The sequence below is a fragment of the Butyricimonas sp. Marseille-P2440 genome (assembly GCF_900091675.1).
Lineage (GTDB): Bacteria > Bacteroidota > Bacteroidia > Bacteroidales > Marinifilaceae > Butyricimonas > Butyricimonas synergistica.
Genome location: NZ_LT594610.1, coordinates 1,923,577 through 1,949,614, shown reverse-complemented (window position 1 = coordinate 1,949,614; position 26,038 = coordinate 1,923,577). Strand labels below are relative to the sequence as shown.

18 protein-coding genes are annotated in these 26,038 nt (G+C 45.3%); 12 read left to right on the top strand and 6 right to left on the bottom strand.

The genetic code is table 11. From position 1 onward, the window contains the following. Position 1: 1 nt before the first annotated feature. The 6 genes from BN8899_RS19245 to BN8899_RS19220 are packed head-to-tail and all read left to right on the top strand — an operon-like array spanning position 2 to position 9,774. Positions 2-2,395 (top strand): DUF5117 and DUF5118 domain-containing protein, encoded by a 2,394-nt coding sequence (locus BN8899_RS19245; protein WP_065220566.1) that lies wholly within the window; start codon positions 2-4, stop codon positions 2,393-2,395. A gap of 4 nt (positions 2,396-2,399) precedes the next feature. Beyond that, positions 2,400-3,749 carry a TlpA family protein disulfide reductase gene (locus BN8899_RS19240; protein ID WP_018335844.1) on the top strand — a complete coding sequence of 450 codons (1,350 nt, stop codon included), beginning with the start codon at positions 2,400-2,402 and terminating at the stop codon, positions 3,747-3,749. Positions 3,750-3,754: 5 nt separating this feature from the next. After that, entirely contained in the window at positions 3,755-4,912 is a 1,158-nt protein-coding gene (locus BN8899_RS19235) for a thioredoxin family protein (protein ID WP_018335843.1), read from the top strand. Positions 4,913-4,943: 31 nt separating this feature from the next. Then, a complete protein-coding gene (locus BN8899_RS19230) occupies positions 4,944-6,116 on the top strand; it encodes a thioredoxin family protein (RefSeq protein ID WP_018335842.1) in 1,173 nt (390 codons plus the stop codon). A 7-nt stretch (positions 6,117-6,123) separates the two neighbouring features. Then, a complete protein-coding gene (locus tag BN8899_RS19225) occupies positions 6,124-8,451 on the top strand; it encodes a S9 family peptidase (protein WP_065220565.1) in 2,328 nt (775 codons plus the stop codon). A gap of 3 nt (positions 8,452-8,454) precedes the next feature. Further along, complete coding sequence (locus tag BN8899_RS19220; RefSeq protein WP_065220564.1) at positions 8,455-9,774, top strand: TlpA family protein disulfide reductase; 1,320 nt, start codon at positions 8,455-8,457, stop codon at positions 9,772-9,774. A 104-nt stretch (positions 9,775-9,878) separates the two neighbouring features. Here BN8899_RS19220 and BN8899_RS19215 read toward each other — a convergent pair whose 3' ends face one another. The 6 genes from BN8899_RS19215 to BN8899_RS19190 all read right to left on the bottom strand — a co-directional run bounded on the left by BN8899_RS19215 (position 9,879) and on the right by BN8899_RS19190 (position 17,036). Continuing rightward, on the bottom strand, positions 9,879-11,183 hold the full coding sequence (locus BN8899_RS19215; RefSeq protein ID WP_065220563.1) for a DEAD/DEAH box helicase: 1,305 nt from the start codon (positions 11,181-11,183) through the stop codon (positions 9,879-9,881). Between the two features lie 9 nt (positions 11,184-11,192). Next, a complete protein-coding gene (locus BN8899_RS19210; RefSeq protein ID WP_065220822.1) occupies positions 11,193-11,993 on the bottom strand; it encodes a patatin-like phospholipase family protein in 801 nt (266 codons plus the stop codon). Positions 11,994-12,120: 127 nt separating this feature from the next. After that, positions 12,121-13,125 carry a type I glyceraldehyde-3-phosphate dehydrogenase gene (gene gap / locus BN8899_RS19205; protein ID WP_018335837.1) on the bottom strand — a complete coding sequence of 335 codons (1,005 nt, stop codon included), beginning with the start codon at positions 13,123-13,125 and terminating at the stop codon, positions 12,121-12,123. Positions 13,126-13,383: 258 nt separating this feature from the next. Next, complete coding sequence (gene tilS, locus BN8899_RS19200; RefSeq protein ID WP_065220562.1) at positions 13,384-14,712, bottom strand: tRNA lysidine(34) synthetase TilS; 1,329 nt, start codon at positions 14,710-14,712, stop codon at positions 13,384-13,386. A gap of 29 nt (positions 14,713-14,741) precedes the next feature. Further along, positions 14,742-14,978 carry a hypothetical protein gene (locus BN8899_RS19195; RefSeq protein WP_065220561.1) on the bottom strand — a complete coding sequence of 79 codons (237 nt, stop codon included), beginning with the start codon at positions 14,976-14,978 and terminating at the stop codon, positions 14,742-14,744. A 183-nt stretch (positions 14,979-15,161) separates the two neighbouring features. Further along, complete coding sequence (locus tag BN8899_RS19190; RefSeq protein WP_148375541.1) at positions 15,162-17,036, bottom strand: hypothetical protein; 1,875 nt, start codon at positions 17,034-17,036, stop codon at positions 15,162-15,164. Between the two features lie 278 nt (positions 17,037-17,314). Between BN8899_RS19190 and BN8899_RS19185 the strand changes: the two genes are divergently transcribed. The 6 genes from BN8899_RS19185 (at position 17,315) to BN8899_RS19160 (ending at position 26,038) form a co-directional block, all read left to right on the top strand. Beyond that, on the top strand, positions 17,315-17,785 hold the full coding sequence (locus tag BN8899_RS19185) for an RNA polymerase sigma factor (protein ID WP_018335833.1): 471 nt from the start codon (positions 17,315-17,317) through the stop codon (positions 17,783-17,785). A 92-nt stretch (positions 17,786-17,877) separates the two neighbouring features. Beyond that, entirely contained in the window at positions 17,878-18,651 is a 774-nt protein-coding gene (locus BN8899_RS19180; protein ID WP_065220559.1) for a hypothetical protein, read from the top strand. Positions 18,652-18,843: 192 nt separating this feature from the next. After that, on the top strand, positions 18,844-19,965 hold the full coding sequence (locus tag BN8899_RS19175; protein WP_018335831.1) for a FecR family protein: 1,122 nt from the start codon (positions 18,844-18,846) through the stop codon (positions 19,963-19,965). A 78-nt stretch (positions 19,966-20,043) separates the two neighbouring features. After that, positions 20,044-23,631 (top strand): SusC/RagA family TonB-linked outer membrane protein, encoded by a 3,588-nt coding sequence (locus BN8899_RS19170; protein ID WP_065220558.1) that lies wholly within the window; start codon positions 20,044-20,046, stop codon positions 23,629-23,631. A gap of 11 nt (positions 23,632-23,642) precedes the next feature. Beyond that, entirely contained in the window at positions 23,643-25,097 is a 1,455-nt protein-coding gene (locus BN8899_RS19165; RefSeq protein WP_026207134.1) for a RagB/SusD family nutrient uptake outer membrane protein, read from the top strand. Positions 25,098-25,114: 17 nt separating this feature from the next. Then, positions 25,115-26,038 (top strand): hypothetical protein, encoded by a 924-nt coding sequence (locus tag BN8899_RS19160; protein WP_148375540.1) that lies wholly within the window; start codon positions 25,115-25,117, stop codon positions 26,036-26,038.

Genomic DNA, 26,038 nt, shown 5'->3' with positions numbered 1-26,038 from the left:
CATGAAGAGATGTAGTTATATAATCGTACTTCTGGCGGTTTGCATGCCGTTTTTCTCTGTGGCACAAGAGAAAAAGCCGGGAGCGATGAAAAAGGCCCCGAAGAGCTACGAGGCGTTTTTCAAGAAAGATATAAAGAAGCTGGAGGGAACTTTTCCCGTGTACCGGGATGCCCAAAAATGTTACGTGGAAATACCGGCGGCTTCTATCGGTAAAGATTTGTTGGTGAGTGGTGCCTTGACGAAAGGGCAGAACGCGGGCGTGGTTTCTTCCATCACCAGCGTGCTGGTGTTCAACGTGGGTCCGAAAGGGGACCAGCTGGAAGTGAAACAGCAGATTTGTTCCGACCGTGCCAGCGGGGACATGGCGGGAGCCGTGGCTGCCGCTTCGTTGAAGCCGGTGTTGTTCTCTTACCCTATCGTTGCTTACGGGAAAGACAAACAAGGATATATCATCGACATCACGTCGGACGTGAACGCTTCCGGGAAATTGTTTTCATTCCCGAACCAGTCGGTCATAAATACACCTGCCGCGGACCGTTCTTTCCTGGATACGGTGTTGGTGATCAATGACGGGGTGAAGTTTATGTCATTGCGTGCCCAGTCTACCTTTACGCCCGGGATATTCGGGATGCCCGGAAGGGATACGCATAATGCGGCATGGGTGGAATGGAGCTTGCAGCAGTTGCCGGACCGCACGATTGCCGAGCGTCATGCGGATCCCCGGATCGTGTATGACGTGATCTCTTATAATGATTACGACAAAAATCCGAATGGCGTGAAGAAAGAAACGATCGTGAAACGTTGGAATTTGCAAGTGACCCCCGAGGATATGGAGAAATACAAACGGGGAGAGCTGGTGGAACCGGTGCTTCCGATTCGGGTCTATTTCGACAAGACGTTCAGTCCGGCTTTGCGTAGCCAAGTGCTCCGGGGAGTCGAGGAGTGGAATCGTTGCTTTGAGGCAGCCGGATTCAAGAACGTGTTGCAGGTACAGGACGGGGAGCCGGAGGTGAGAATCGCTTACCACCAGATTGTTTACTCGTATGTATTGGGTGCCCCGCAACAGACGATCGTCAGCGACGCGAGAACCGGAGAGATCTTGAGTGCGTGTGTCGGTTTATCTTGCCAGAATTGGAATGACAATATGGATAACTACACCATGCAATTGGGCGGATACGAACCGAAAGTATTTACCGATTCGTTGCCCGTGGTGTTTACCGAATATTTCCGTTATCGCACGTCCAACACGCTGGGACAGGTATTGGGATTGCTTCCCAATTTTGCCGGAAGCATGGCTTACACGACACAACAGTTGCGGGATGCTGCCTGGGTGCGCGAGCATGGGATTTCAGCATCCGTGACGGATGGATGTATTTTCAATTTCGCCGCGCAACCCGGTGACGGGATGACCTTGCGGGAACTCTTCTCCAAGGCTTCGGATTACGACCGTTGGGCTATCGAGTGGGGATACCGCCAGTTTCCCGGGATGGACGCTACCGCCGAGCACTCGGCTTTGAAGGCTATCGCGGCAAAGGCAAAGAATAATCCGGCATTGTATTACGCTCCGGCAAAGAGTTTCGGTTATCGGGTGAACCCGAACGACTTGGGACAAAATAAATTGCAGACGGCCCTGTTAGGGCTTGAAAACTTGAAACGCCTTTCTTCCCGTATTGAAGAGATTGCCGATCAATTGGACAAGAAAGATGATTGGATGCGTTACACGGAATTGGTCGGTGTATTTAGAGCGTGCTACGGGGAATACGTGAAAGTGGCGTTGGATTATCTTGAAAACAGTTGGTACGAACCGGTGCTTGCCGGGTTTAACGACGAGCGTGTGCACTATCTGCCCAAGAGCCAAAAGAAAGAGATGGAGCAGTTTGTGAACAAGTATATTTTCTCGGGCATGCCGGCTTGGTTGGATACGCCGGACGTGGAGAGCGTGCATGGGGCGAATGTTGCCATGGGGATGAACCTGTTGATCATGCCTGTAGCCAAGAATATGTTGGAATACACCCGTCTGATGCGTCTGATGGAGGCTCAGGAAAAAGCGGGCGATCGGGCGTACACGCTGGATGACTTGTTCGCGTTGATTGATAACGGGGTATTCTTGAATTACAGCGCGTCAAAACCTGTAGACTTGTATCGTGCCCGTTTGCAACACAATTTCGTGAAAGAGTTCTTGACGGCCTGTTTGAAATTGAACGTGACCGGAAGGGTGGACCAGCTTTGCTTCTATTTGCAGGACCGTGCGGCGTTCATGACCAAAAAGTTCGAGGAGTTGGGACGCACGCACTCGGATTTGAGAAGCCGTCAATACTACAAAGAGATGGGCGTGATCATGAAAGTGAAATGGAATACGGTTGAAAATGCTGCTAAAAACGCGGTAAAGAAATAGGATAATGAAAATGAAACCATTGAAATACATATTATGGATTTTTTGCTTCTCTCTTGCACTCTACGGGTGCAAGGGAAAGCAAACTGCCACGTTGTCTTTTGACATTCGGGATTATAACGGTACGGCGCCTCGCGTGAAAATCGGTGTGGCGGATCGGCCGGTGGCGATAGATTCCGTGACCGGTCAGGGAAGTATCGAGTTGGATATCCAATCTCCGGTTTACGCTACCGTGAATGCGCGGAAATTTGAGTCGAAATTGGTTTATTTGGAACCCGGCAAGGATTTGAAACTCTCTTATAGCATGAAACCGGGGGAGAAGGAAATCAGGTATAGCGGGTCGTTAGCGAAAGAAACGGAGTTCTTGAACCAGATAAATTTTTACAGTCGGGGAGGGGTTCAGGTCGCTACTGGAGGAATACAGGCATACGTCAATACATCCGATTCTATTTTGATGGTTAATCGGCAAAAATTGGAGGGAACCTCCTTTTCAAAGGATTTCAAGCAATTGGAGCACAAACGTTTGCAGACAAATTCATTATTGCAATTGTTGCGCGTGTTCACGAGGGATACGGCACTGTATTTGCAAACGGTGCGTGAACGGGTGATTGATGATTCCACGTTTATGGTGATTCCTGCCTATCGCGAATTTTTGGACCAGTATATCCGGTTGTTGGTGCGGATGAAAAATGATACGAAGCGGTTGTTGGAGGGAACGGAACTGGCAGACCGGAGATTGGAATCTATTTTTGAAAACATGAAAGATCCCGCCGTGTTGTCCTATCTGGTGGATATCACTCTTTTCCATTTCGGGGCGGACGGTATCGAAAGATATAATAACTTGTATCGCCAGTACGTGCAAGATCCCGAAAGGTTGGCTTTGTTTGCCAAGGCTTGCAAGCAAGCGGAGAAGATCGCCCCGGGACAGCCCTGTCCGGATTTCAGTTTCCAGGACAACAAAGGGGAAACGGTGACCTTGGCGGACTTGAAAGGCAAGTTCGTGTATATAGACATGTGGGCGACCTGGTGCGGTCCTTGCAAGGGAGAAATGCCCAGCCTGTTGGATCTGGAAAAGCGTTTCGAGGGAAAGGATATTTTGTTCGTGAGCCTTTCCGTGGATAAGAATAAAGATATCGAGTTGTGGAAGCAGACGATCGAGAAGATGGGCTTGGGCGGCATCCAGTTGCACTTGGGCGAGAATTGGGCGTGGTTGAAGAATTTTATGCCTGCCTCGATGTCCGTACCCCGTTTTGTATTGTTGGATCGGGAAGGGAAGATTATAGATGCCAATATGTCCCGTCCGTCAGACAAAGCCACGGCTGAGAAATTTCACGAGTTATTAAACGCTAAAAATTAAACGTCATGTACAAATTATTCCTTCACTTCATCTTGTTTTTCAGCCTGTCGCTTCCCGCAGTGGCTCAAGAAAACGAGGGTATCCAATTCTTCCACGGGACATGGGAAGAGGGGGTGCAAAAAGCCAGGCAGGAGAATAAACTGGTTTTCGTGGACGGCTACACGGTTTGGTGCGGTCCTTGCGCCTACATGATGAAAAACGTGTTCCCGCTAAAAGAGGTAGGTGATTTCTATAATAAGAACTTCATCTGCATGAAAATAGACATGGAAAAAGAGGGAAAAGAATTGGCAAAACGCTATAACGTGGTTGCCTATCCCACTTTCCTTTTTGTCACACCGGAAGGCTACGTCGCCCATCGCAGTATGGGGGGGATGCAGGCGGATGCTTTCATCGCCTTGGGAAAAGAAGCCTTGAAAATAGGACATAACGGGCACGAGGAACGTTTTGCCAAAGGCGAGAGAAACGAGGCTTTCTTGAAAGAGTACTTCGAGGAGATGCTTACCCTTCATCTGGCGGATCAGGCGGAAGCCACGTTAGGACAACTGTACAAGGAGCTGGGACACAAAATCCTGCGCGATAAGGATTACTGGACGGCTTTCGACTGTTGCGCGGAAAATATCGACTCCCCGCTTTCCTTGGTTTTCCTGAAAGATTACAAGAAATTGTGCAAGATACACGGGGCATTTGCCGTGGATCAAAAAGTACGCAACCTGTACGCGAGCATTTCCAAAGTCATCGATTTGTACGACCGGAAAGGCCGCAAGGAGGTGTTCAGCGAGGAGAAAAAGCAGGCGTATTTCCAGGTGATGGAAGAACGGAAAGTGCCGAATCGCGAGGCGCTGCAACAGGAGATTGAGTTCATCTACCTGCTCCGGAGCGGTAAGTACGAGGCGGCATACGCCTTGGGAGAGAAGTTCTTGGCAAACGCCGATGCCCGCGTGTTAGGTAACTGGGCAACTTTGGGTGAGCGCATGGTGCGCCAGAATCAAGTCGTGCGGACCCAAATGGCGGAATGGATGAAACGTGCCATCGCGGCCGGCGTGGACGCGAGCCTGCAAGAAGAGGCCCAAAGCGTGCTGAAGGATTTGACGACTTCTGCAACTCCCGCGTACCAGAAAGGCGGTTCTCGCGTCACGATCCCTATCAGAGGGTATTTGAAATAGAAATTACAAGCTCGATATAAATCGAAGGAATATGTATAAGATCATCTATATATTGTTATTATTTACCTATTGCACGTGCGGTGCGTATGCTCAGGAAAATGAAGGTATTCGTTTTTTTGAAGGTACTTGGGAAGAGGCTTTGCAACAGGCAAAGAAAGAGGGAAAAATGATCTTCGTGGATTGTTATTCGGATTGGTGTGGACCATGTGCTGCTATGGTAAAAAAGATATTCCCGTTGAAAGAGGTAGGAGATTTTTTCAATCGCCATTTCATTAATTTGAAATGTAATACAAGAAAAGGTGAGGAGGGGAAAGCTTTCAAAGAAAAGTTTAAGGTAGTTGCTTTGCCTACTTATTTGTTTATTTCAAATGATGGTTTCGTTGCTTTAAGAGGGTCTGGTTATAAGGAAACTAAGCCTTTCATTGCTTTGGCGGAAAAAGCAGTTGCCATCGGAAATAATGGTAAAGAGGCTCGTTTTGTGAAAGGGGAACGGGATGAAACTTTCGTGAAGGAGTATGTAAAGGAATTACTTTCGTGTTATCAAGCTGATGCTGTAGAAAGCGTGTTGAATCAACTTTACGAGGAGCAAGGAACAGGTATATTGAATGATAAATATTTGTGGGCGGCATTTGATGGTTGCGCGCAGGATATTAATACACCTTTGGTTATTGCTGTCGGGAAAGAGTATAAAAAGTTATGCAAGATTCACGGGGAATATGTAGTGAACCAGACGATGCGTAATTTGTATGCCAGTATAAGTAAAACATTGGCGTTATACGATACCGATGGGAAAAAGGAAGTTATCAATGAAGAGAAAAAACAAACGTATTTTGATTTGTTGAAAGATCGTAAATTGCCGAATTATAAGAAAATGCAGCAAGAGATCGAATTTATAACTTTACTTCGGGCTCGCAAATATGAAGAAGCGTATGCTTGGGGAGAACAATGTTTGAAAAAAGCGGATGCCCGGGAATTAAGTAATTGGGCAGCTCTGGGAGAACGTATGGTACGTGGGAATAAAGAGGTTCGTTTAAAAATGACAGAATGGATAAAAAGAGCATTGGAATTGCCTCATAATGATAAAATTAAAGAGGAATGTGAGAATGTGTTGCATGACTTGGAAACAGCCGAAGGACCGGTAGTTTCTAAAAAAGCAAGGCAAAGTATTCCTGGACGTGGATTCTTAAGGTTTAATATTAAATAACAAAGATATGTTGAGATGGTATAGTATATGGATGAGTTTGTTCTTTTTATTGCCTGTTGCGGTTGACGGGCAACAAAAAGCCAACTATAAATTGGCGGATAAATATTCCGTGGCGAACGCGGGGAGTCTGCTTTACTCCCGGGCGGTAAAAGCCAACTATATACCCGATAGCGACTGTTTTTGGTTTTCCTACAAAACCAGCCGGGGGGGGGAATTTTACCACGTGGATCCGCGGAAGGGAAAACCCGTGCACTTGTTCGACCGCGAGAAGATGGCGGCACAGATCAGCGAGTTGACCCACAAGCCGTGCAACGCCCGGGACTTGAGTATCACCCCGTCTTTTGGTAAAGACAAAAACGTATTTACCTTTTGGGCGAATCAGGTGCAATTGAGTTATGACATGAAGACCGGCAAATGCACGGAGGTGCCCCGCCAAAAGCCGGGAACCCAACAGCAGAAACCGCATAATCCGCTTTCCATTCTCTACTCCTATTCTTCAGACAGGGCGTATGTCGCTTACGCCAAAGAGCATAACCTCTGGCTGCGCGAGGAGAGCGCACCTGATTCTCTCGCCCGCCAAATCACCACGGACGGGGTGCAAGAGTTCTCGTACTCGGATGACGCCTCGGGGGATGGGAAAAGGATATTCACCACCCGAGCCAGATGGATAAAAGGCACTCACCGGATGTTTGTCATCCGGGAAGACATCCGCGGACTTGAAACATTACTATTGGTAAGTGCCTCTGCCGCGGGGCGTCCCCGCATGGTCACGTTCATGACCGGGAACCAAAAATACACCATGCCGGGTGACAAAAAAGTGCCCCACTATGAACTCTCTTTAATTGATGCGGAATCCGGGAAAATCACGAAGGTTGCCATCGAGAAGTGGCAAGACCAGTACCTCAATTTCCTGTACGCCACCAAAGACGGCGCCTACCTCTACGTGCAACGCATGAGACGCACGCGGGATGAATTGGATATTTGTCGGGTAGACACGAAAACGGGCGAAGTGACTGTCGTGTTGAATGAGGTATGCAAACCGAATTTCAATGACCGAAACCTATCCATTTCCTTTATCAATGATGACAACGAATTTATCTGGTGGTCGGAACGCAGCGGATGGGGACATTATTATCTTTACTCCGCTGACGGGAAATTGAAAAGAGCCCTCACGGTGGGAGATTGGATGGCGGAAAAAATTGTACGCATAGACACGAACCGGCGGGAAGCGTACGTCATCGGTCACGGGCGGGAAAAAGAGATGCATCCCTATTACGCCTGCCTGTATAAAGTGCACCTCGACGGGAAGAACGATATAAAACTGCTCACGCCCGAGGATGCCAATCACGACGTGACGTTCAGCCCTTCCGGGAATTACTTCACGGACAACTTCTCCCGGGTGGATTTGGCTCCTCGTTCCGTGCTGCGTGATAAAAATGGGAAATTAATCTGCCAGTTGGCAGAAGCAGACTTGTCCGCTCTGTTTGCGTCGGGTTGGAAAATGCCCGAACGTTTCACGGTAAAAGCCGCCGACGGGGTAACCGACTTGTACGGCGTGATGTGGAAACCGTTCGATTTCGATTCCACCAGACAATACCCCATCATTTCTTACGTCTACCCCGGTCCCCAGATGGATGCGCTGGACTTGAACTTCACCGCTACCGGCAATCATAACGCTGCCTTGGCACAAGTCGGTTTTATCGTTGTGAACTTCGGACACCGGGGGGGAACCCCCTTGCGTAGCAAGGCTTACCGCACGTACGGGTACGGCAATCTCAGGGATTACCCGTTAGCCGACGACAAGAGCGGTATTGAACAATTGGCCGACCGATATCCGTTTATCGATATCAATCGTGTAGGCATATTCGGTCACTCGGGAGGCGGATTCATGTCGGCAGCAGCCATTTGCACGTATCCTGATTTTTACAAGGCAGCTGTGGCTTCCTCGGGAAACCATGATAACAACATCTACAACCAGGCATGGGGAGAAACGCATCACGGGGTGACCCAAACGGTCAAAGGTAAAGACACGATCTTCTCGTGTAAAATACCCACCACCGGGGAGTTGGCACCGCGACTCAAGGGACATCTTTTAGTCATCACCGGGGACGAGGACAATAACGTGCACCCAGGACAATCCCTTCGTCTTGTCAGTGCGCTCATCGATGCCGGCAAAAACTTCGAGATGTATGTGTTACCCGGTCAGGCACACTTGTACAAGGGGAAGAAAGATCTTTTCTGGCGATACAAAATCTGGTACTATTTTGCCAAATATCTTCTAAACGATAACCGTGCAGATTATTACACGGACATAGACGATTACAAAAATGAATAAGTCATGAGAAATTTAACGATACGAATTATTTTTTTTGTAGTGATGACGGGAATCCTGTCGGGGTGTCAACCCCGACAGACCGTCTTGACCTTCAAGAGTTATGTCAATAACTCCCAAGAGGCTCAATTGGAAATAGACGGACATACCTTGACCGTTCCCTACGATAGCGTGCGAGGTGCCGTGTTTACCATCAAAGAGTTGACGCCCGGCTATGCGTTTTTCCGCATGGGAAGCGTGAATAAGGTGGTCTTTCTGCAACCTGGAAATGACCTGACCATCCAATACCAACGCCCCGGGGGAAGTTCCCGTTACAAATTCACGGGTAAAGGAGCCGAAGAAAATAATTTCCTCGATGCACACCAGCGTTCTAACATTCCTTTCTCGCAAGACATGGGAGAAAAAGAGGTGTTGCAAACCATACAAGACAGCATCGCCCGTACTTGTGATATACTGGAAGCAACCACCCTCTCGCTGGAGTTTAAAACCATCGAACGGGAACGGTTGCAATACCAAGGACTTTGCCGTATCTTTACTTACCGCCAATGGAGCAAGGAACTGGTGCCCTTCTTGAAAGAGAAGATGCTGGAACAAACAGCCCTCCTGCTCACCGAGGATTACCGGAATTTTATGACCAACGCCCTTTATTTCGTGGCATGGCACGAAGCCGAGAAAGATGATCTGTTCCATGTTGCCCAAAGCCAGATGAACTACATTGACAAGCATTTCCAAAACCCACGAATCACGGATTTATTGATGGAATCCGTTTTGACCAATTATATGCAATGGCGGGGAGCGGAACAGATCGAACCGTTAATGGATATTTTTAACCGTCGCGTATCCTCCACGAAACTTCAGGAAAAAATCAAGAAAGACTACGAGGAGTGGAGCCGGGTACTGAAAGGTAAAACCATACCCGAATTTACCTTCTTGGATATCGACAGCAAAGAAATTGCCCTCTCCTCTTTCAAAGGGAAATACGTGTATATCGATTGCTGGGCAACGTGGTGCGGTCCCTGTCGTGCCCAAATCCCGTACTTGAAAGAACTGGAAAAAAAATACGCCGGCAAGGGAATCGAGTTCGTGAGCATTTCAAGCGACAACGATCAAAAGAAATGGGCTAAAACCGTAAAAGAAGAACAGTTGAAAGGCGTGCAACTCATCGAGAAATGCCCGACCGGTTCCGAGATTTCGGAATATTTCATCATCAAAGGTATTCCTCGTTTCATCCTTTTAGACAAAGAAGGCCGAGTGTACGATGCTAACGCCCCTCGCCCTTCCGATCCGGCTATTCAGGCTATTTTTGAACAGATACTTCAAAAATAAAACGAGTTTTCCGGTTATAACTATAAAACGAACAAAGCCATATCACGATTCGGCACAAGAATCGGATATGGCTTTGTCCGTTACATGAAGTCAACGGGGCATTTTTATCGCGCTATATCAATTTTAGCCCGCGTATTTTTGATCTTCTCCCCGTTAATACGGGAGAGTAACTGACGGATGTTTCCTCGTCGGACAGCAACAAAAGCATGGTAATCTTTAACTTCGATTTTACCGATGTCGTCTTTCTTGAGTTGCCCTTTTTGGCAGAGGAAACCCACGATGTCCATTTTATTCACTTTGTCCTTTTTGCCTTTCCCGATATACAAGGTTGTCCAGCGGGGAACGGCGGGAGAGGTTCTTTTGCCTGTCAGCGTGAAAGTTTCCGGGGCTTCTGTCAGGTATTCCGGCAGGTTTTCTTCGTCGTCAAACAAAAGGAATGCGGTGCCGGAAGCGTTCATCCGGGCGGTTCTCCCGTTGCGATGGATAAAGGCATCTTCTTTTGGCGGCAGATGGTAGTGGATGATATATTTTATTTCCGGGATGTCCAGTCCACGGGAAGCCAAGTCGGTGGATATAAAAATATTGGTACTTCCGTTGCGGAATTTGCATAGAGCCCGTTCCCGTTCGTTCTGTTCCATGCCGCCGTGAAAGAACTCGTTGTCGACACCCCGATCCCAAAGATAATTGCTGACTTCTTCGGCTCGTTCCCGGAAGTTACAAAATATGAGCACGGGAGCTTTGTCCAGTTCACAAAGTAATTTATACAGAGTTTCGAGTTTGTTTTCGCCTCCCGTGTAGACCGATTTTATCGCGATATCAGGAGATTTTGTATGTTGAAAATCCAGAATACAAGGAGAGTTGACCCCTGTAAAAGCGGGTATTTCAACCACATTCGTGGCAGAGGTCAGAACCCGCTTGTGTAAATTCGGGAGGTAGGAAAATATGCGTTCCATCTCGCCTAGAAAACCGAATTCCAACGATTTATCGAATTCATCCAAGATAACTGTAGCCGTAGTGCTAATATCTACTGTTTCATGTTCGATATGATCGAGTATGCGTCCTGGTGTCCCGATAAGTAGTGCTGGAGCGTGTGCAAGGCTTCTGGTTTCCACGTTGATGTCATGACCTCCGTAACAACAAACCACCCGTAAACCGCTTTTTAAGGAACGAAAAACGTTTTCAATCTGCATCGCCAGCTCTCGTGCCGGGGTGAGGATTAACGCCTGTATGCCAGGATTCTTCGCATCCAGAGTTTCCAGCAAGGGCAGGAGAAAAGCTAGCGTCTTGCCCGATCCTGTCGGCGATAGAAGTACAATATTATTCGTTTTTCGATGGGCTTCGAGAGAAGCTTCCTGCATCTCGTTCAGTGAGGCGATACCAATATTTTTCAAGGAGTCCCGAATATCCATTTTCAACTTTTAATTTTCCATTTTCAATTTCTTGATGATTCTCGGGCGGGAGAATACTATTTTGGCTTGATTGTATCCTTCTTCCATGATCTTTTCGACATTGTTGAGGTCGAACATACTGTAACGGCTGATGTGTTTCGGTACGATGACGACATCGCAAAGCCGGGTGTCTATGCTCATGTTGGAAAGAATGCCCATGTGGAAGGAGCGTTCGGCAAGATGCACGATGCTCTTGATATGATTGCTGGGTTCCAGCGGGTCAATATGAACCCCGATGACCACGTCGCAGAGGTCACGTATCGGACGCACAGGAAAGTTCATGAATACGCCCCCGTCGGAATACTGGTGATCGTCAATAACCACCGGTGTAAATACAATAGGGATGGCACAGGACGCCAATACGCGGGGTATGACCTCGCCGCTATTAAAATGCGTGGGAATGCCCAAGTTCATATTGGTGGCTGTGACAACCAATGGTATTTGTAGTTCTTCAAATGTTTTGACCTGGATAAATTCGGATAATCGTTTTCCCATTCCGCTCATGTGCATGATTCCGGTTGTGGAAACGAGGGGACGGGCGAAGTCGAGAAGTTTTCTTCCTTTAAAGAAAGTCACGCTCTCTTCTGCCGTGCGCCCTGCTGCAAACATAACCCCGGCTATCGCTCCCGCGCTGGTTCCTGATATGATGTCCGGTTTGATTCCTAACTCCTGCATAGCCTTGTATACTCCCAAATGAGCGAATCCTCTGGCTCCCCCTCCACTTAATGCCAAACCTAGTCGGTATGGTCGTTTTTGCTGATTATCTGTCATATAATTTATGAAGTTTATAAAGTCTGTGAAGTTTATAACGTTCATAAAGTAGCAAGGTTTGAAACTTTATAAACCTTATGAACTTTATAGACTTTATGAACTAAAAAAGGGGCGATTGCCCCTTTTTTTATTTTACAGTAGCCATGTGAGCGATTAACTCGAGAACTTTGTTCGAGTATCCCCACTCGTTGTCATACCAGGATACGAGTTTCACGAAATTAGAGTTCAAAGCGATACCTGCTTTCGCGTCGAAAATAGAAGTACGTGCATCTCCCAAGAAATCTGATGATACAACTTCTTCTTCGGTGTAACCCAAAATCCCCTTCAATTCATTTTCTGAAGCTTCTTTCATAGCTGCCTTGATTTCATCGTAAGTAGCAGCTTTTTCCAGACGGCAGGTCAAATCAACCACGGATACGTCCAACGTCGGAACGCGGAAAGACATACCGGTTAATTTACCGTTTAATTCCGGGATAACTTTACCAACAGCCTTGGCTGCTCCGGTAGAAGACGGGATGATGTTTCCTGCTGCTGCACGTCCGCCTCTCCAGTCTTTCATGGAAGGACCGTCAACCGTTTTTTGAGTAGCGGTTGTAGCGTGAACGGTAGTCATCAAACCTTCAACGATACCGAATTTGTCATGCATTACTTTAGCTAACGGAGCCAAGCAGTTCGTGGTGCAAGAAGCGTTAGACACGATAGCTTGTCCGGCATAAGTTTTATGGTTTACACCCATCACGAACATGGGGGTGTCGTCTTTTGACGGTGCAGACATAACCACACGTTTAGCGCCGGCTTTCAAGTGTGCTTCTGCTTTTTCTTTTGTCAAGAAAAGTCCGGTAGACTCAACCACGTATTCAGCGCCTACTTCATTCCATTTCAAATCTTCCGGGTTTCTTTCTGCCGTAACACGAATAGCGTGTCCGTTCACAACGAGTTTGCCATCTTTAGCTTCAACAGTTCCGTTGAAACGACCGTGCATGGTGTCATATTTCAACATATAAACCATGTAATCGACGTCGATCAGGTCGTTAATTCCCACGATCTCGATATCGTTTCTCGTCATTGCAGCGCGGAAAACCAGACGACCGATACGTCCGAATCCGTTGATACCCACTTTAATCTTTGCCATTTTTTCTTTTATTATTTGGTTAATAAAGGTGTTAACTCTCTCGTTTAATGTCGTAAACTCACACAAAAGTATGGATAAAAAAATGAAAAACAAAGAACTTTTAGATTAGTTATACGCGAACGTTTTTTTTGTGAAAAAAGTTTGCGCAAACGTTTTAAATAATTATCTTTGTCCCCGTAATGAAAGGAAATGTTTTTTGCTTTTATAAGTGTAGTAAATTTATTGTTAGTGTGTTAAAAAGAGGCTTATGCCTCTTTTTTATTTTGTTTTCCTTTTCACTGTTAATATCCTTTTCGTCGTGGGAGAAACCTTATAGCGGTCGTCGATGCGATGTCCCACGACCCAGATAATGTCTTTGCCCGATTGAAGAATGAGGCACTCTTTCTTTTGTTTGGCACTGAATTTCAAGTCGGTGAAAAAGTCACTCAGTTTCTTTTTACTCCGTTTCATGCCGAGAGGACAGAACCAGTCCCCCGTAGACCAGTGGCGCAGGACGAGAGGATAGGTGATTTTATCCAGATCGAAGCACCCGAGTTCCGCGTCCTGCGGAACCGTGAACGAGTCGTCTATCTCTTGTTCATCGAGGGTGAACGTGAAATCGTCCAAGTGATATTCCCCGCTGTCGGCTAGAAGTTGGCGTTCTTCTTCCTTCTCGAGAATATTGAAAAGTCGCCAGTACACCCGACCTTTCGTGAGCAGGTATTCTCCCGCTTCGAATTGTTTGCCGGGTATGGCTTCGTTACTGTTCAGAATGTCTTCAATCTGCGTGGAGTTGAACCCGTAAGGTTTTAAAAATTCAAACAGGAAGGTATAAGGTGCGGGGGATGCCATCGTTTTTTTGATGTCAATGAGTATCTCGCCGTTTTCCTCGCTGACGATGTCTGCTTTCAAGCAGGAGATGCCGTACTGGTAGATTTGTTCCACTTCCTTCATTGTGTCGCAGTTTTCCCGCATGGTGTGGAGGAAAGAGGGATTAATCTCTTTACAAACGGGTATGATGAGATGGCGGATCTTATTCCGCACGTAATCGAGTGAATTGTTGGTCGAATCGGTACGGTAACCGAGTTGGTTTTGCTCGATATACGCGATGATTTCATCCCGTGAACGGGACAGAAGCGGGCGCAATATTTTATCTTTGACCGGGCGGATTCCCGTCAGTCCTCTTATTCCGGTTCCGCGGCATATATTAATAAAGAGTGTTTCCGCTAGGTCGTCGGCATGGTGTCCCACGACAATATAGTCCATTTTTTTCTTTTGGCGCATTTCCTCGAACCACGCATAGCGTAATTCTCGTGCCGCCATTTCGATACTGATGCCGTTTTTCTTGGCATACTCCTGCGTGTCGAAACGTTTCACGCTCATGGGGATGCCGTAAGTTTCGCAGAAACGTTTCACGAATTGTTCATCCATGTTGGATTCTTTGCCCCGGAGATTGAAATTGCAATGCAAGGCAAAGATGTTTAAATTCAAATACTTGAACGCGTGAAGCAGGGTGATGGAGTCTGCTCCGCCACTAACGGCGATGATAAATCCCGCCTTTTGATCAATATCATGTTCCTTCAGGAACTTTTTTATCGTGTCCAACATAACCTTTCAATTTAATGACTAGCCTAAAATTAGCCATTTTTCCCGATATTCAAAGGAGAAATGGTTATAAAATTTACGGGGGAATCGTTCTTTTGTTCGATAGATTCTGAAAGAGAAGGAATTAATGGATTCCCCGTTTCTTCCGTGAATTTGCGCTTACCATGGACTTGACTAGGGAATATGCCGGGGATGACCTTAATCGCCGAATAAATCTTGTCGAGGATCGGTCGTCCCGTTCTCTCGTGGGATTTATTTTCCGTGTACATAAAAAAAGCATATTTTCCGTTAAAACGTGGGCTAAGTGTGGGCTAAGAGTAGGTGAGTAGTAGGTTAAGACGCCTAATAGTCGCCCAATAGTCAGCCAATAGCCCGACAAAAGTGTTAGTCAACCCGGTCAAGAGGCTAAATCTTGGATTTCTCCCGGGGGGATTCCGGATTGTTAGGGGCTGTTACCAGAATCGTTGTTTGCCGTCCTGTATAGTAAATATTCTTTCTTCTTTTCCGGTGGTGTGGTCTTGAAGCCAATAGACGGCATGGGCGGGAACGGAGTCAAATTGGATCTCGTATCCCGTGGCAATTTTGCAACCGAGCGATTGCCAGCCGTCACGATCGAAATAGAAGAGTTCGTATTCGTTGCCTGGGTAGATGCCGTTGGCATCGTTGCGGGGCAGGTAATGCATTTCCGAGATGCTGGCGGGGTGCCCGAAATCAACGATGAATTGTCGGGAGAGTCGCCCGTAGCTGAGGGCGTTCCCGTCAAAGATATTCTCGGTACGTGCGCTTTCGCCGATGGGATCGATGCCTTTTCCCCGGATGATGTTTCCCCGGTTGTCTTTAAATACCCATTCAGAGAGTTCTGCCATTTTCGTGTGGTCGAATAGCCAGTAGCGGCATTCAAATGTCGTGTCGACGAGAACGATTACCGGGTACATATTGGGATTCTTGTCTACGTGGTGCACGAGTCGGGAAGTCTTGAACGTGGGATCGTTGGTACATCTGAAATTTGCCCCGACAAGCGCGTTCCCGTGATATACTTTATTACTATGTAACGGGTATTTTCGGGTAAGTTTCACGGTTTGCAGGTGTGTTTTATCCGGTCTCAGGGACGTGGTCGTTCCATTGGCATGGAGGATAAAGGGATAAGAGAAGTTTTTTTGATTGTCCTCTTCGAAATAAACGGGGAAATAGATAATACCCCGCCCAAGATTGCGAAATGTGGCTTCCCCGTGTCGTATTTCGCTCCAATCCACGATGCGTAGCCGGCTGTCATTGAAAATGGCGAGGTACGCGTGATAGACCGGGAAACTGCCGCGGGGAATGTCTGTTTTCACGGTGATGTTCGACGTCGCTTGGTATTTGCTCGTTACATCCCGGTTAAAAGGATCCCGGAAGAAAGGCGGGACGTATTCGTTGTCCCGGGGGATGGGGATTTTGTTCACGGCATAAGTACGGCGGAATACTTTCGGGGCGTTTTTGGCTTCCAGTTGCCCGTGGAGGATGTCTTGTTTCTTGGGGTCGATGACGACCGTCCACTCGTGGAATCCATTCATGTCCGCCCAGCAAGGGACGTGGTCAGTCGCGGCGGGAATTCCTGCCATGCGGTATACCAGTAATTGCAAGCGACTGATAAATACGCATTCGGATGTGTTGAACGGGATGTCGACCACGGAACTCACGTTTGTTTGATAAGCTTGGGCATGGTCGCTGATTTGCTGGCTGATGTTATAAACGGAGTATTTTCGGTCGTCGAAATACTGTATCGCTTCTTGGATACGTTTTTCCTGTTCCGGGGCGAGTGAATCCCGCCAATAGTCCAGCGTTTCGTTGCCGATGCGATAAGGCAGGAGGTATTCCAGGAAATCGTTGAAGGATAATCCTTCCAACCACGGACGGGTAGTCCATTGTTGAAACGCTTTTTCGATGTTATGAATGAGATAATCGGCTTTCACGTGTTTGATGTCCGCTTCGATTTGTAATTGTTGCCGGGAACGGGTGTAACGCGCGGGTTGCATGAGGATTACTTTTTTCAACAAGTAGTCTTGTACGCTCGTGTCCACGGCTTGCTTAAAGTTTTGAAGGTATTGCCCGTTGTAAGAGAAGTGTTCCGGCATATTTTTTATCAGGAATAGGGCTGCCTGCCGTTTCAAACTGTCTTTCGGGTCACGGGAATAATGTGTCAGTACTTTTTCGAGTTCATCTCGGTTGTTTTCACTGGCTTGCAGGGCGTATTCCAATCTCGAATCATGATTCCGGCAGGAACAGAACATGATACAGGAAAGGATGATCGTTAGAGTCGGGTGAAGGAATTGCTTGGCAATTTTCATTTTAAATGTAATTACTTCGTTGAAAAACAAAAGTAGGTATAATTTGAAAAATATCATTAATGGTTCGTTTAATAATAGTGGATTAAAGAAAATAAATCACGAGTGGATATTGATCTCACATTCTCGTATGTGCATGATACTAAGCGTGGAATAAAAAAAACACTAATTTTGGTATTTGTGTGGTATTATTGTTATTTTTGAAATCACGAAACGAAGGTTTATTTCTATCCTGGCGTTGGAGGGGAGAAGTCTTGTGTTTCACGGGGGATCGGTAGAATATGATAGAGGATAAAGAGAAAATAATAGCGCATTTGTATTGCAAGTTGAAACACGAGTTACGTGTTTATGCGGCACGATTCTGTCCCGAGGAGGCGGAGGATATCGTTCATCAGGCTTTCGTGAACGGTTACGAGCGTATTTTGGCTGAACGGAACGAATCGGAACAACGCTCTTATCTTTATTCCACGGTGAAAAACCTATGTCTTAATTTCCTTCGCAACGCTCGTCCAGTGTACACGGAAACTCCGCCGGAGTTGATGACAGAGTTCGTTGTTGTCGATACGCACGATTATATGCACGAGCTGATAGACCGTTTGCCTCGGCGGGAACGAGTGATTCTTGAACTTGCCTTGCAAGGGTATTCCACGAAGGAAATAGCCGAGCAAATTGAAATGGAATACAACACGGTACGGCATTACAAGAAAGAAGCCTACACGAAGATTCGGCAAGCGTTGAAAAATGAAATTTAATATTATTTTTGTCTCCAAAGGTGCAACTACTTGATATTTTTCTATTTTTGTGACGTTAGGTGTTTGTTTTTAGAAATTAAAAAAAATATAAAGTGGATAGCAAGGATCGGTTAAGTGATGCCCGTCTTCCGGAGTTGATGAGAAAGGCTCGCATGGGCTGGTGGGAAGCTGATTTTAAAAATCAATATTACGTGTGTTCCGAATTTATTCGTGATTTACTTGATCTGGGAGAGGATGGTATTGTCAGTTTCAAGGATTTTCATTCCTTCATCCGGAAGGATTACCGCCTGCGCACGGTGAATGAATTTGTTTTCGGGAAGACGCAGAACGTTTACGATCAGGTGTATCCGGTAGAGGTTCATGGAGAGATTATCTGGATACGCATGAAATTGTGTTCGAAGGAAGTGGACGAGGAAGGATTCTTGAGAACGTGCGGTTTCATGGAGTGCCTGGATATTCCGGAGAGTATGGATACCAGTACCTCCGCTATACAAAGGGTAAATAATTTATTCGTTCAACAAAATAGCATATCCCGTTCTTTATTGTCTTTATTGCGTTCGGACGACATGAGTGGTGTCGTGAATAAGATACTGGGGGATATTATGCAATATTACCCGGAAGGGTGCACCTATATTATAGAGTATGACTGGGAGAAAGGAACTCAAACTTGTTGCTACGAGGCGGGGAGTTATAAATCTTTCAAGAAAAAGGATTACATGGAGAATTTCCCGATGAAGGAGATTCCCTGGTGGACGGAACAGTTGGCAACGAAGGCTTCTCCCATTATTTTGGCAAGTTTGGACGAATTGCCGGCGGAGGCTTTCGTCGAGAGGGCACGCCTTACCCCCAAGGTGTTCAGTCTTTGATGGTGGTTCCGATGATCTCCCGGGACGGGGTATACGGGTATGCCGGCATCGATATTCTGGATAAGCCTCACACGTGGTGAAATAAGTTTTTACTAGAGGTATTTGGTGATTTTGTTAATTAATATTAAAAGTGATATTTCTTTTCATACATTTTTCTTTCTGGCGTGTATCATGGTTAGAAAGACGAAATAGATGATGAAAGAACTGAGGAAATTAATAACAAAAGATATTTTCGATTGCCTGTCGGAAGAGGATGCCCGGCAGTTGGAAGAGATACGGGCAAGATTGAATATCAGCGACGAGGATTACCGGGAGATGAAGGCAAGGGTGACAAGCCGGGAATTGCACGAGCAGATTGTGAACACACGCAAGCATCCCCGTCGTGTGATGATCGTGGCTCGTTATGCAGCCATCTTGGCATTGCCGTTAGCTGTAGCCGTTTATTTTTGGTTGAATCAAGAATCCCAACCAAAGACAATAGTTACTGCACAGGTCCAGCAAGAAAGTATTTTGTCTGCCCCGGTACGGAAGCAACCTCGCCTGATCTTGGATGACGGAAAAGTGGTGAATCTGGGACGAGAGGTTAAGGACGAACAGATCACGCTTCACGCCGTGAACCGGGGAAATGAATTGGAGTACGAGAAAAATAAAATTGCTGATACCGTGAAAGTCATCAAGTACAATACAGTAGAAGTTCCCAAGGGTGGCGAGTATCATGTTTCTCTTGCCGACGGGACAAAGGTGTGGTTTAACGAGGAAACCCGGTTAAGATTTCCGGTAGCTTTTGCCGGGACGACTAGGGATATTTATCTTGAAAGCGGGGAAATTTACCTGGACGTGGAGCGGGATGAGGAACATCCGTTTATCGTGCACACGGTGAATGGGGATGTGCATGTGTTGGGGACGGAGTTTAACGTGAAATCGAATCCGGATCATTCCGTCATCACTACCTTGGTCGAGGGTAAAGTGCGTGTGAGCCGGGACAAGGCAGAAGCAATACTTCTTCCGAATCAACAGGCTTTCGTGGCTAAAACTACGGCTCCGATATGCGTGGAAAACGTGGATGTCGAGGAGTTCGTGAGTTGGAAAGATAATATCTTCTTTTTCAAAGACGAAGCGTTGGAAACCATACTTGATAAATTGGCAGACTGGTACGGTTTCTCCGTGTTCTACGAGAACCCGGAAGCCAAGGCGGAGAAGTATTTCGTGCGAATTGATAAATATGCCGAGGTAAATAAAATTTTGGAAGTTATTTCGGATGTTAGTAATGTCAAATTTAAAATTAACGGAAAAACGGTAAGTGTATATAAATAGGAAAAGCGAGTGCTACCAACACTCGCTCGGTACTAATGCCTAGGTAGGCATTAATGTTAAATTCTAATTTGCAAATGTATGAAAAAAATGATTGATTCCTGGGGAAGTCATGTCAAAAAAATTCCCCTCCAAGGATTGTTATGTCTTTTGATTTTGTGTTTTAGCTTTTCTGTTTATGCGCAACAAGCGGGTAAGGCTATCGACATTAACGTGAAGGATGCAACCATGAAGGAAATTCTGGAGATTATCAAGAAACATGATTATCGTTTGGTATACTCCACGGCAGTGATTGATGCTTGCAAGAAAAAAGTCACGATGAACTTGAAAAAAGCCACGGTTGCGCAAGTGCTTGATGAGGCTTTCAAGGAAACCGATTTGGTATATAAAGTGGACAACAATTTGATCACGATCAAGGTGGTGCAGAAAGATAAATCTATCGTGGCGAAAGGAGTGGTGAAAGATGAAAAAGGAGAACCAGTACCGGGGGTTTCTGTGATTATCAAGGGGACAACAACAGGTACCGCTACTGATGCAAATGGTAATTTTCAAATTAAAGTTCCTGAGAATAGCGTGTTGCTTTTCTCGTTTGTCGGGATGGAAACGAAATCTGTTTTGGTTGATTCGGATAAACCGGTGACGGTGGTGATGAAAGAGGTGGTGAACGAGATGGACGAGGTGGTGATTACCGGTTATCAGGTTATTAACAAGCGGGAATTGACATCTTCTATTTCAACGTTGAAGGCAGAGGATATTATCGAGCCGGTGGGTAATTCTTTGGACCAGATGTTGCAAGGAAAGGTGCCGGGAATGTCCGTGATGCAGATGACTTCGACGGTGGGGGCTGCCCCTAAAATTCGTATTCGGGGTTCTTCGACGGTAATCGGCAACCGGGAACCGGTGTGGGTGTTGGATGGTGTGGTTTTGACCGATCCGGTGAAATTGGACGCGACGGAGTTGAATAGTATGGACCGGGTGAACTTGATCGGTAACGCTATTTCCGGTTTGAACCCGGAAGATATCGACCGTATTGATGTTTTGAAAGATGCTTCCGCTACTGCCCTTTACGGTTCTAAAGCGGCAAACGGGGTGATCGTGATCACCACCAAGCGGGGAAGGGTGGGAACACCGTCCGTGCGTTACAGCACGTCGATGAGTTTTATGGAGCGCCCGAGCTACAAGGGGTTGGATCGAATGAATTCAAAGGAGCGTATTGAAGTGTCGGAGGAGATTCATGCGAGAGGGTTGGAATTTTCAGGTTTTGCCCCGGATGATGTGGGATACGAGGGTGCTTTGCGTCGTTTGTGGAGTGGCAATATTAGTATGGATCAATTTTATTCAGAGGTGAAAAAAATGAAAGAGATGAATACGGACTGGTATGATTTGTTGTTCCGTAATTCTTTTAGCCATTCTCATTCTTTATCGGTTTCCGGAGGAACGGAAAGGGCAACGTATTATTTCTCTGCCGGTTATTCCAATCAACAGGGCTCCCCGTTGCAGGAGCAAGGAGAGCGTTTTAGTTTCATGTCGAATCTTGATTTAAAATTGTCCGAGAAGTTGGATATCGGTATTAATTTGAGTTCCAGCGTGTACTCGACGGATCGCCCGACAGTGGATTTGTATGATTACGCTTATAATACTTCACGTGCGATTCCCGCTTATAATGAAGATGGTTCATATCATTTTTACAGTGTTAGTGATGTATTAGTACTGATGAATGATAATGTGAATTTGAATTACAATGTTTTTAACGAGTTGGATAACTCGGGAGTTTCCCAAACAATGCGAAGCATAAATTCTCGTTTGGATTTGAATTATAAGATTACTCCTTGGTTACGTGCCAGTGCGCTTTTGTCTTATAACACGAGTGCTTATCGTTCGGAAACTTATTATGACGAGCGTACTCATTACGTGTCACAATATCGTTTGTTACCTTACGGGTATGACAGGAATCATTGGGATAGTGAATTGAATGCGAATTATCACAAGTATTCGAAATTGCCCTATGGTGGGATTTTGAAGTCGGGCGAGAGTTCCAATGATTCTTATTCCCTGCGATTTTCGTTTAATGCGAATAAATTGTTTAGAGAGGTGCATAGCGTATCTTTTTCCGCAGGGTTGGAAATGTCAAGTTCCAAATATAAGGGGTATGATAAAGAAGAGTGGGGGTATTTACCGGAACGAGGCAAGAATTTTGTAGCCTTGGAGAATTTGACCGATTGGCCAGCAGCATCTTTGGCGATGCAAACGATGAAACCTGTTATTTCTGACAATACATCGAATACAATATCTTATTACGGGTTGGTTTCTTATAGTTTTAGAGCTAAATATGTGATTTCGGCTAATCTTAGAGGGGATGGTTCCAATAAATTGGGCGAGAGTGCCCGTTTCTTGCCGATATGGTCATTCTCGGGACGTTGGAATTTGACGGAAGAGCCTTGGATGGACGCTGCGCTTAACGTGTTGTCGAACATGGATATTCGGGCTTCTTACGGGATTCAAGCTAACGTGACGGATGCGCATAATCCCAATATGATTATTTCTTTAGGGAAGTTGTATAGTAATTCGGAAGAGTATTCTGCCTCGTTGTTGCAGTTACCGAATCCGGATTTGGAATGGGAGAAGACGAATAGTTTTAATCTTGGTGTTGATTTTGATTTTTTCAAGGGTAAGCTTTCCGGAAGTTTTGATTTTTATTACAAGAAGAGTAAAGATCAATTGATGAGTGTAGAGGTGGAATCAACGAATGGAGGGAAGATTGTGACGATAAATGGTGGTGATTTAACGAATAAGGGATGGGATCTTTCTTTGGTAACAACTCCTATTAAGACAAAAAATTTTGAATGGCGTTTGACGTTTAACACTTCGAAAGTGTATAATGAAGTGTCTAATGCGGCAGATCGTACTGTAACTTATTCGGATTATTTGAATGGAACGGTGGTCAAGAATGGTTATGCGTTGAATTCTTTTTATTCTTATCAGTTTGATGGTTTGGATGAAAACGGTTTCCCGAGGTTTAAAGGTTTGAGCGATTATGATGAGGATGGGAATGTGATCACGACTCGCGAACAAGCGTTGAGATCCGTGTTAAAGTATAGTGGCAAGCGTGAGCCAGATCTTTCTGGAGGTTTGTCTATGTCGTTTAGTTACAAGAATTTGTCGTTGAATACGAGGTTTGCCTTGTCTTTCGGAAACAAGATTCGTTTGAATGATTTGTACGATTCGGATTTTTTCAGGTTACCTTATCCCGCTCAAAACATGTCTTCCGAGTTTGTGGGACGTTGGCAGGCACCCGGGGACAATACGAATATTCCCGTGTTGTCGGATCAGTCGGTTACTATAGCCAGTATGAATCCGGAGCTTGCTAGTATAATAAGAAATAATAATGAGGTTGCCGCTAATTATTGGCAAATGTATAATGATAGTGATTTGCGGGTGGTTTCCGGGAATTTCGTGCGGTGTACGAATATCTCTTTGAATTATTCTTTATCAAGAGAGATTGCTAAAAAATTGCATATCGCAGGAGCTTCTTTTAGCCTTGGAGTAACGAATCCTTTTGTGATTAAATCAAAAGCCTTGAAAGGACGAGATCCTGAGCAGGTGACTTTAGGTTCCGGTGCGTTGCCTCCGCAACAGAATTATTCTTTGATGTTAAATGTAACTTTTTAAACGGGTAGAGTATGAAAATGAATAAGTATATATTGCCCTTGTTGACAACGTTGTTGGTCGCTTGTGATGATTTTTTGGATTACAAGGACAAAGATAAGGTGATACCGTCTAAATTAGATGAGTATAGCGAATTGATATATGGCGAGTTGATACATGCTTCCGCAGGATCGTCTTGTTATAATATTTTGTGGATGAGTGATGATATCGGTAGTTTGGTCGAGGGAGAGAAAGGGGATTACAGGTGGGAGTATTCGAATTGGTTCACTTGGGCGAAAGAACCGCAGTATACCCCGGATGGGGCGGAAAAAATAGACCCTGCTTGGGAATTTCTGTACCATAAAATATTGATGTGTAATGTTATCGAACATGACGTTATGGCTTTTGAAGATGATCGAGAAGGGGTGAAATATCGTATTCTTGGAGAAGTGCAGGCAATACGGGCGATGTCATATTGGTATCTGGTGAACATGTACGGGGAGCCTTGGAGAAGCGAGGAACAAGCCGCAACAGCCATGGGTGTGCCGGTAAATATGGAAACCGGTATTAAAGATAAGACTTATGCCCGGGAAACATTGGCACGGAATTACGAGTTAATGGAAATTGATTTGAAGAGTGCGTTGGAGAATTTGGGAAAAGGAGAGAGGAAAAACACGGCATTCCGTCCTAATTTAGATGTTGTGCGTTTGTTTTTATCGAGAATTTATTTGGAACAAAGACGTTATAACGATGTGATCACGGTTTGCGGCGATCTTTTGCGGGAAACCCAAAGTATAGTGGTACCTCTGACGTGGATGTCTATGAATCAAGATAGTTGGACGGGAGAACACCCGATGGTGGCACGGGATGCCGGAAGTTTGTTGTTTACTTGGTGGAATCGCGATGTTTTACCGACATTCAGCGTGGATTGGGGGTATGGCAGATATACTGTTTCCCAGGAGTTGATGGCATTAGTCAAAGAGAATTCGAATGACGTTAGGGGAAAATCTTATACTTGTTGGAATTACGATGGAAAGAAAATATATAAGTATGATTTCGAAGGGTTCGGTTATTCAAAATGTTATGGGATGAATTATCGTTTGGAAGAAGTTTATTTTAACCGTGCAGAGGCTTACTTGAGCACAGGAAAACGGGATTTGGCAATGGCAGATTTGAGCAAGGTCTACCGGGAGCGGATTATGTATGAGGAAGATCCGAAGTTGACGGCAAATAATGATGATGAGGCATGGGAAATTTTTAGAAATGAAAAACGTAAGGAGTTCTGTTTCGAGGATATACGTTGGTTTGATATCCGGCGTTGGGGATTATCTATCGAACATGTTTATCAAGATTATAATGATAGGAATAGTTCTGTTACTTATGTTTTGGAAGCAGAGAGCCCCAATTATGTTTTACCTCTTCCGTTGGATGTTGTGCGTCAAAACGCAACGATAGAACGGAATGAGCGAGTGGAATCTATTGTAAAATGATTAACGTGGAATTTGTTATGAGAAGAAAATATGCTTTATTGTTTGTAGCGTTTTGGGGCGTATTGTTGACCGGTTGTTTTAAAGAGGATGATATTAATGTTGGAGATCAACATTATAAACGCGTCTATGATACAACCTCGAGCGATCCCGTGTGGAAATATGTTTCACGGTATTATTTCGATTGCGGAAAGTTGTTGATCACGGATCCGGATAGTTCGGATTACTTGTATAATTTTGACACAAAATACGCTTTGAGGATTACGAAACCAGTTCAAACTCAAGAGGGGTTGTTAAGGAGAATTCAATTTTTTGAAGAGATGTTTTTGAATGGTTACACGGATGAATTCCGTAAGAAATATTTCCCTCTTGAAATATTATTGGCTGATTCTATCGTGTATACTGGTTCTCTGGATGCCTCGAAACCGGAAGGAGAGCCAAGGGATATATATATATCGGATTATTATGTGGCTTTTTCCGTGAGCGAGAATAAAATGAGTTTGTCCGAAGAGAAAAAGGTGGAATTGTCAACAATTTGGAATGCTAATTTTTTAAGCGAGTATTTGACGAAGAAGTCGGGTTGGGTAGTGCCTGAAGAGTTTTATCTTTATTCGACGGATGACGAATTTCGTGCAAATTTCAGTTATCGTACCAATGAAGAGTGGAGTGAGGATAATTTTTGGGAATTAGGTTACCCGAGGGGTAGTATTTATGAATTGTATACTCAAGTAGATGGCAAATGGGGAATGCATAAAGTTGGTTACCAGTTTGCTTCATCTAAAGAATCATATTTGTCGCAGTTTATAAATTTTTTGTTTTCTACGGATGCAGAAACCGTGGCGAGGGCAGTTCAGCATGAGAAATTTAAAAAAGCTCATGATGTGTTGGATCAGTCATTGAAGGAGTATTTGGGAATAGATTATCGTAATATTGGGTATAAGTAA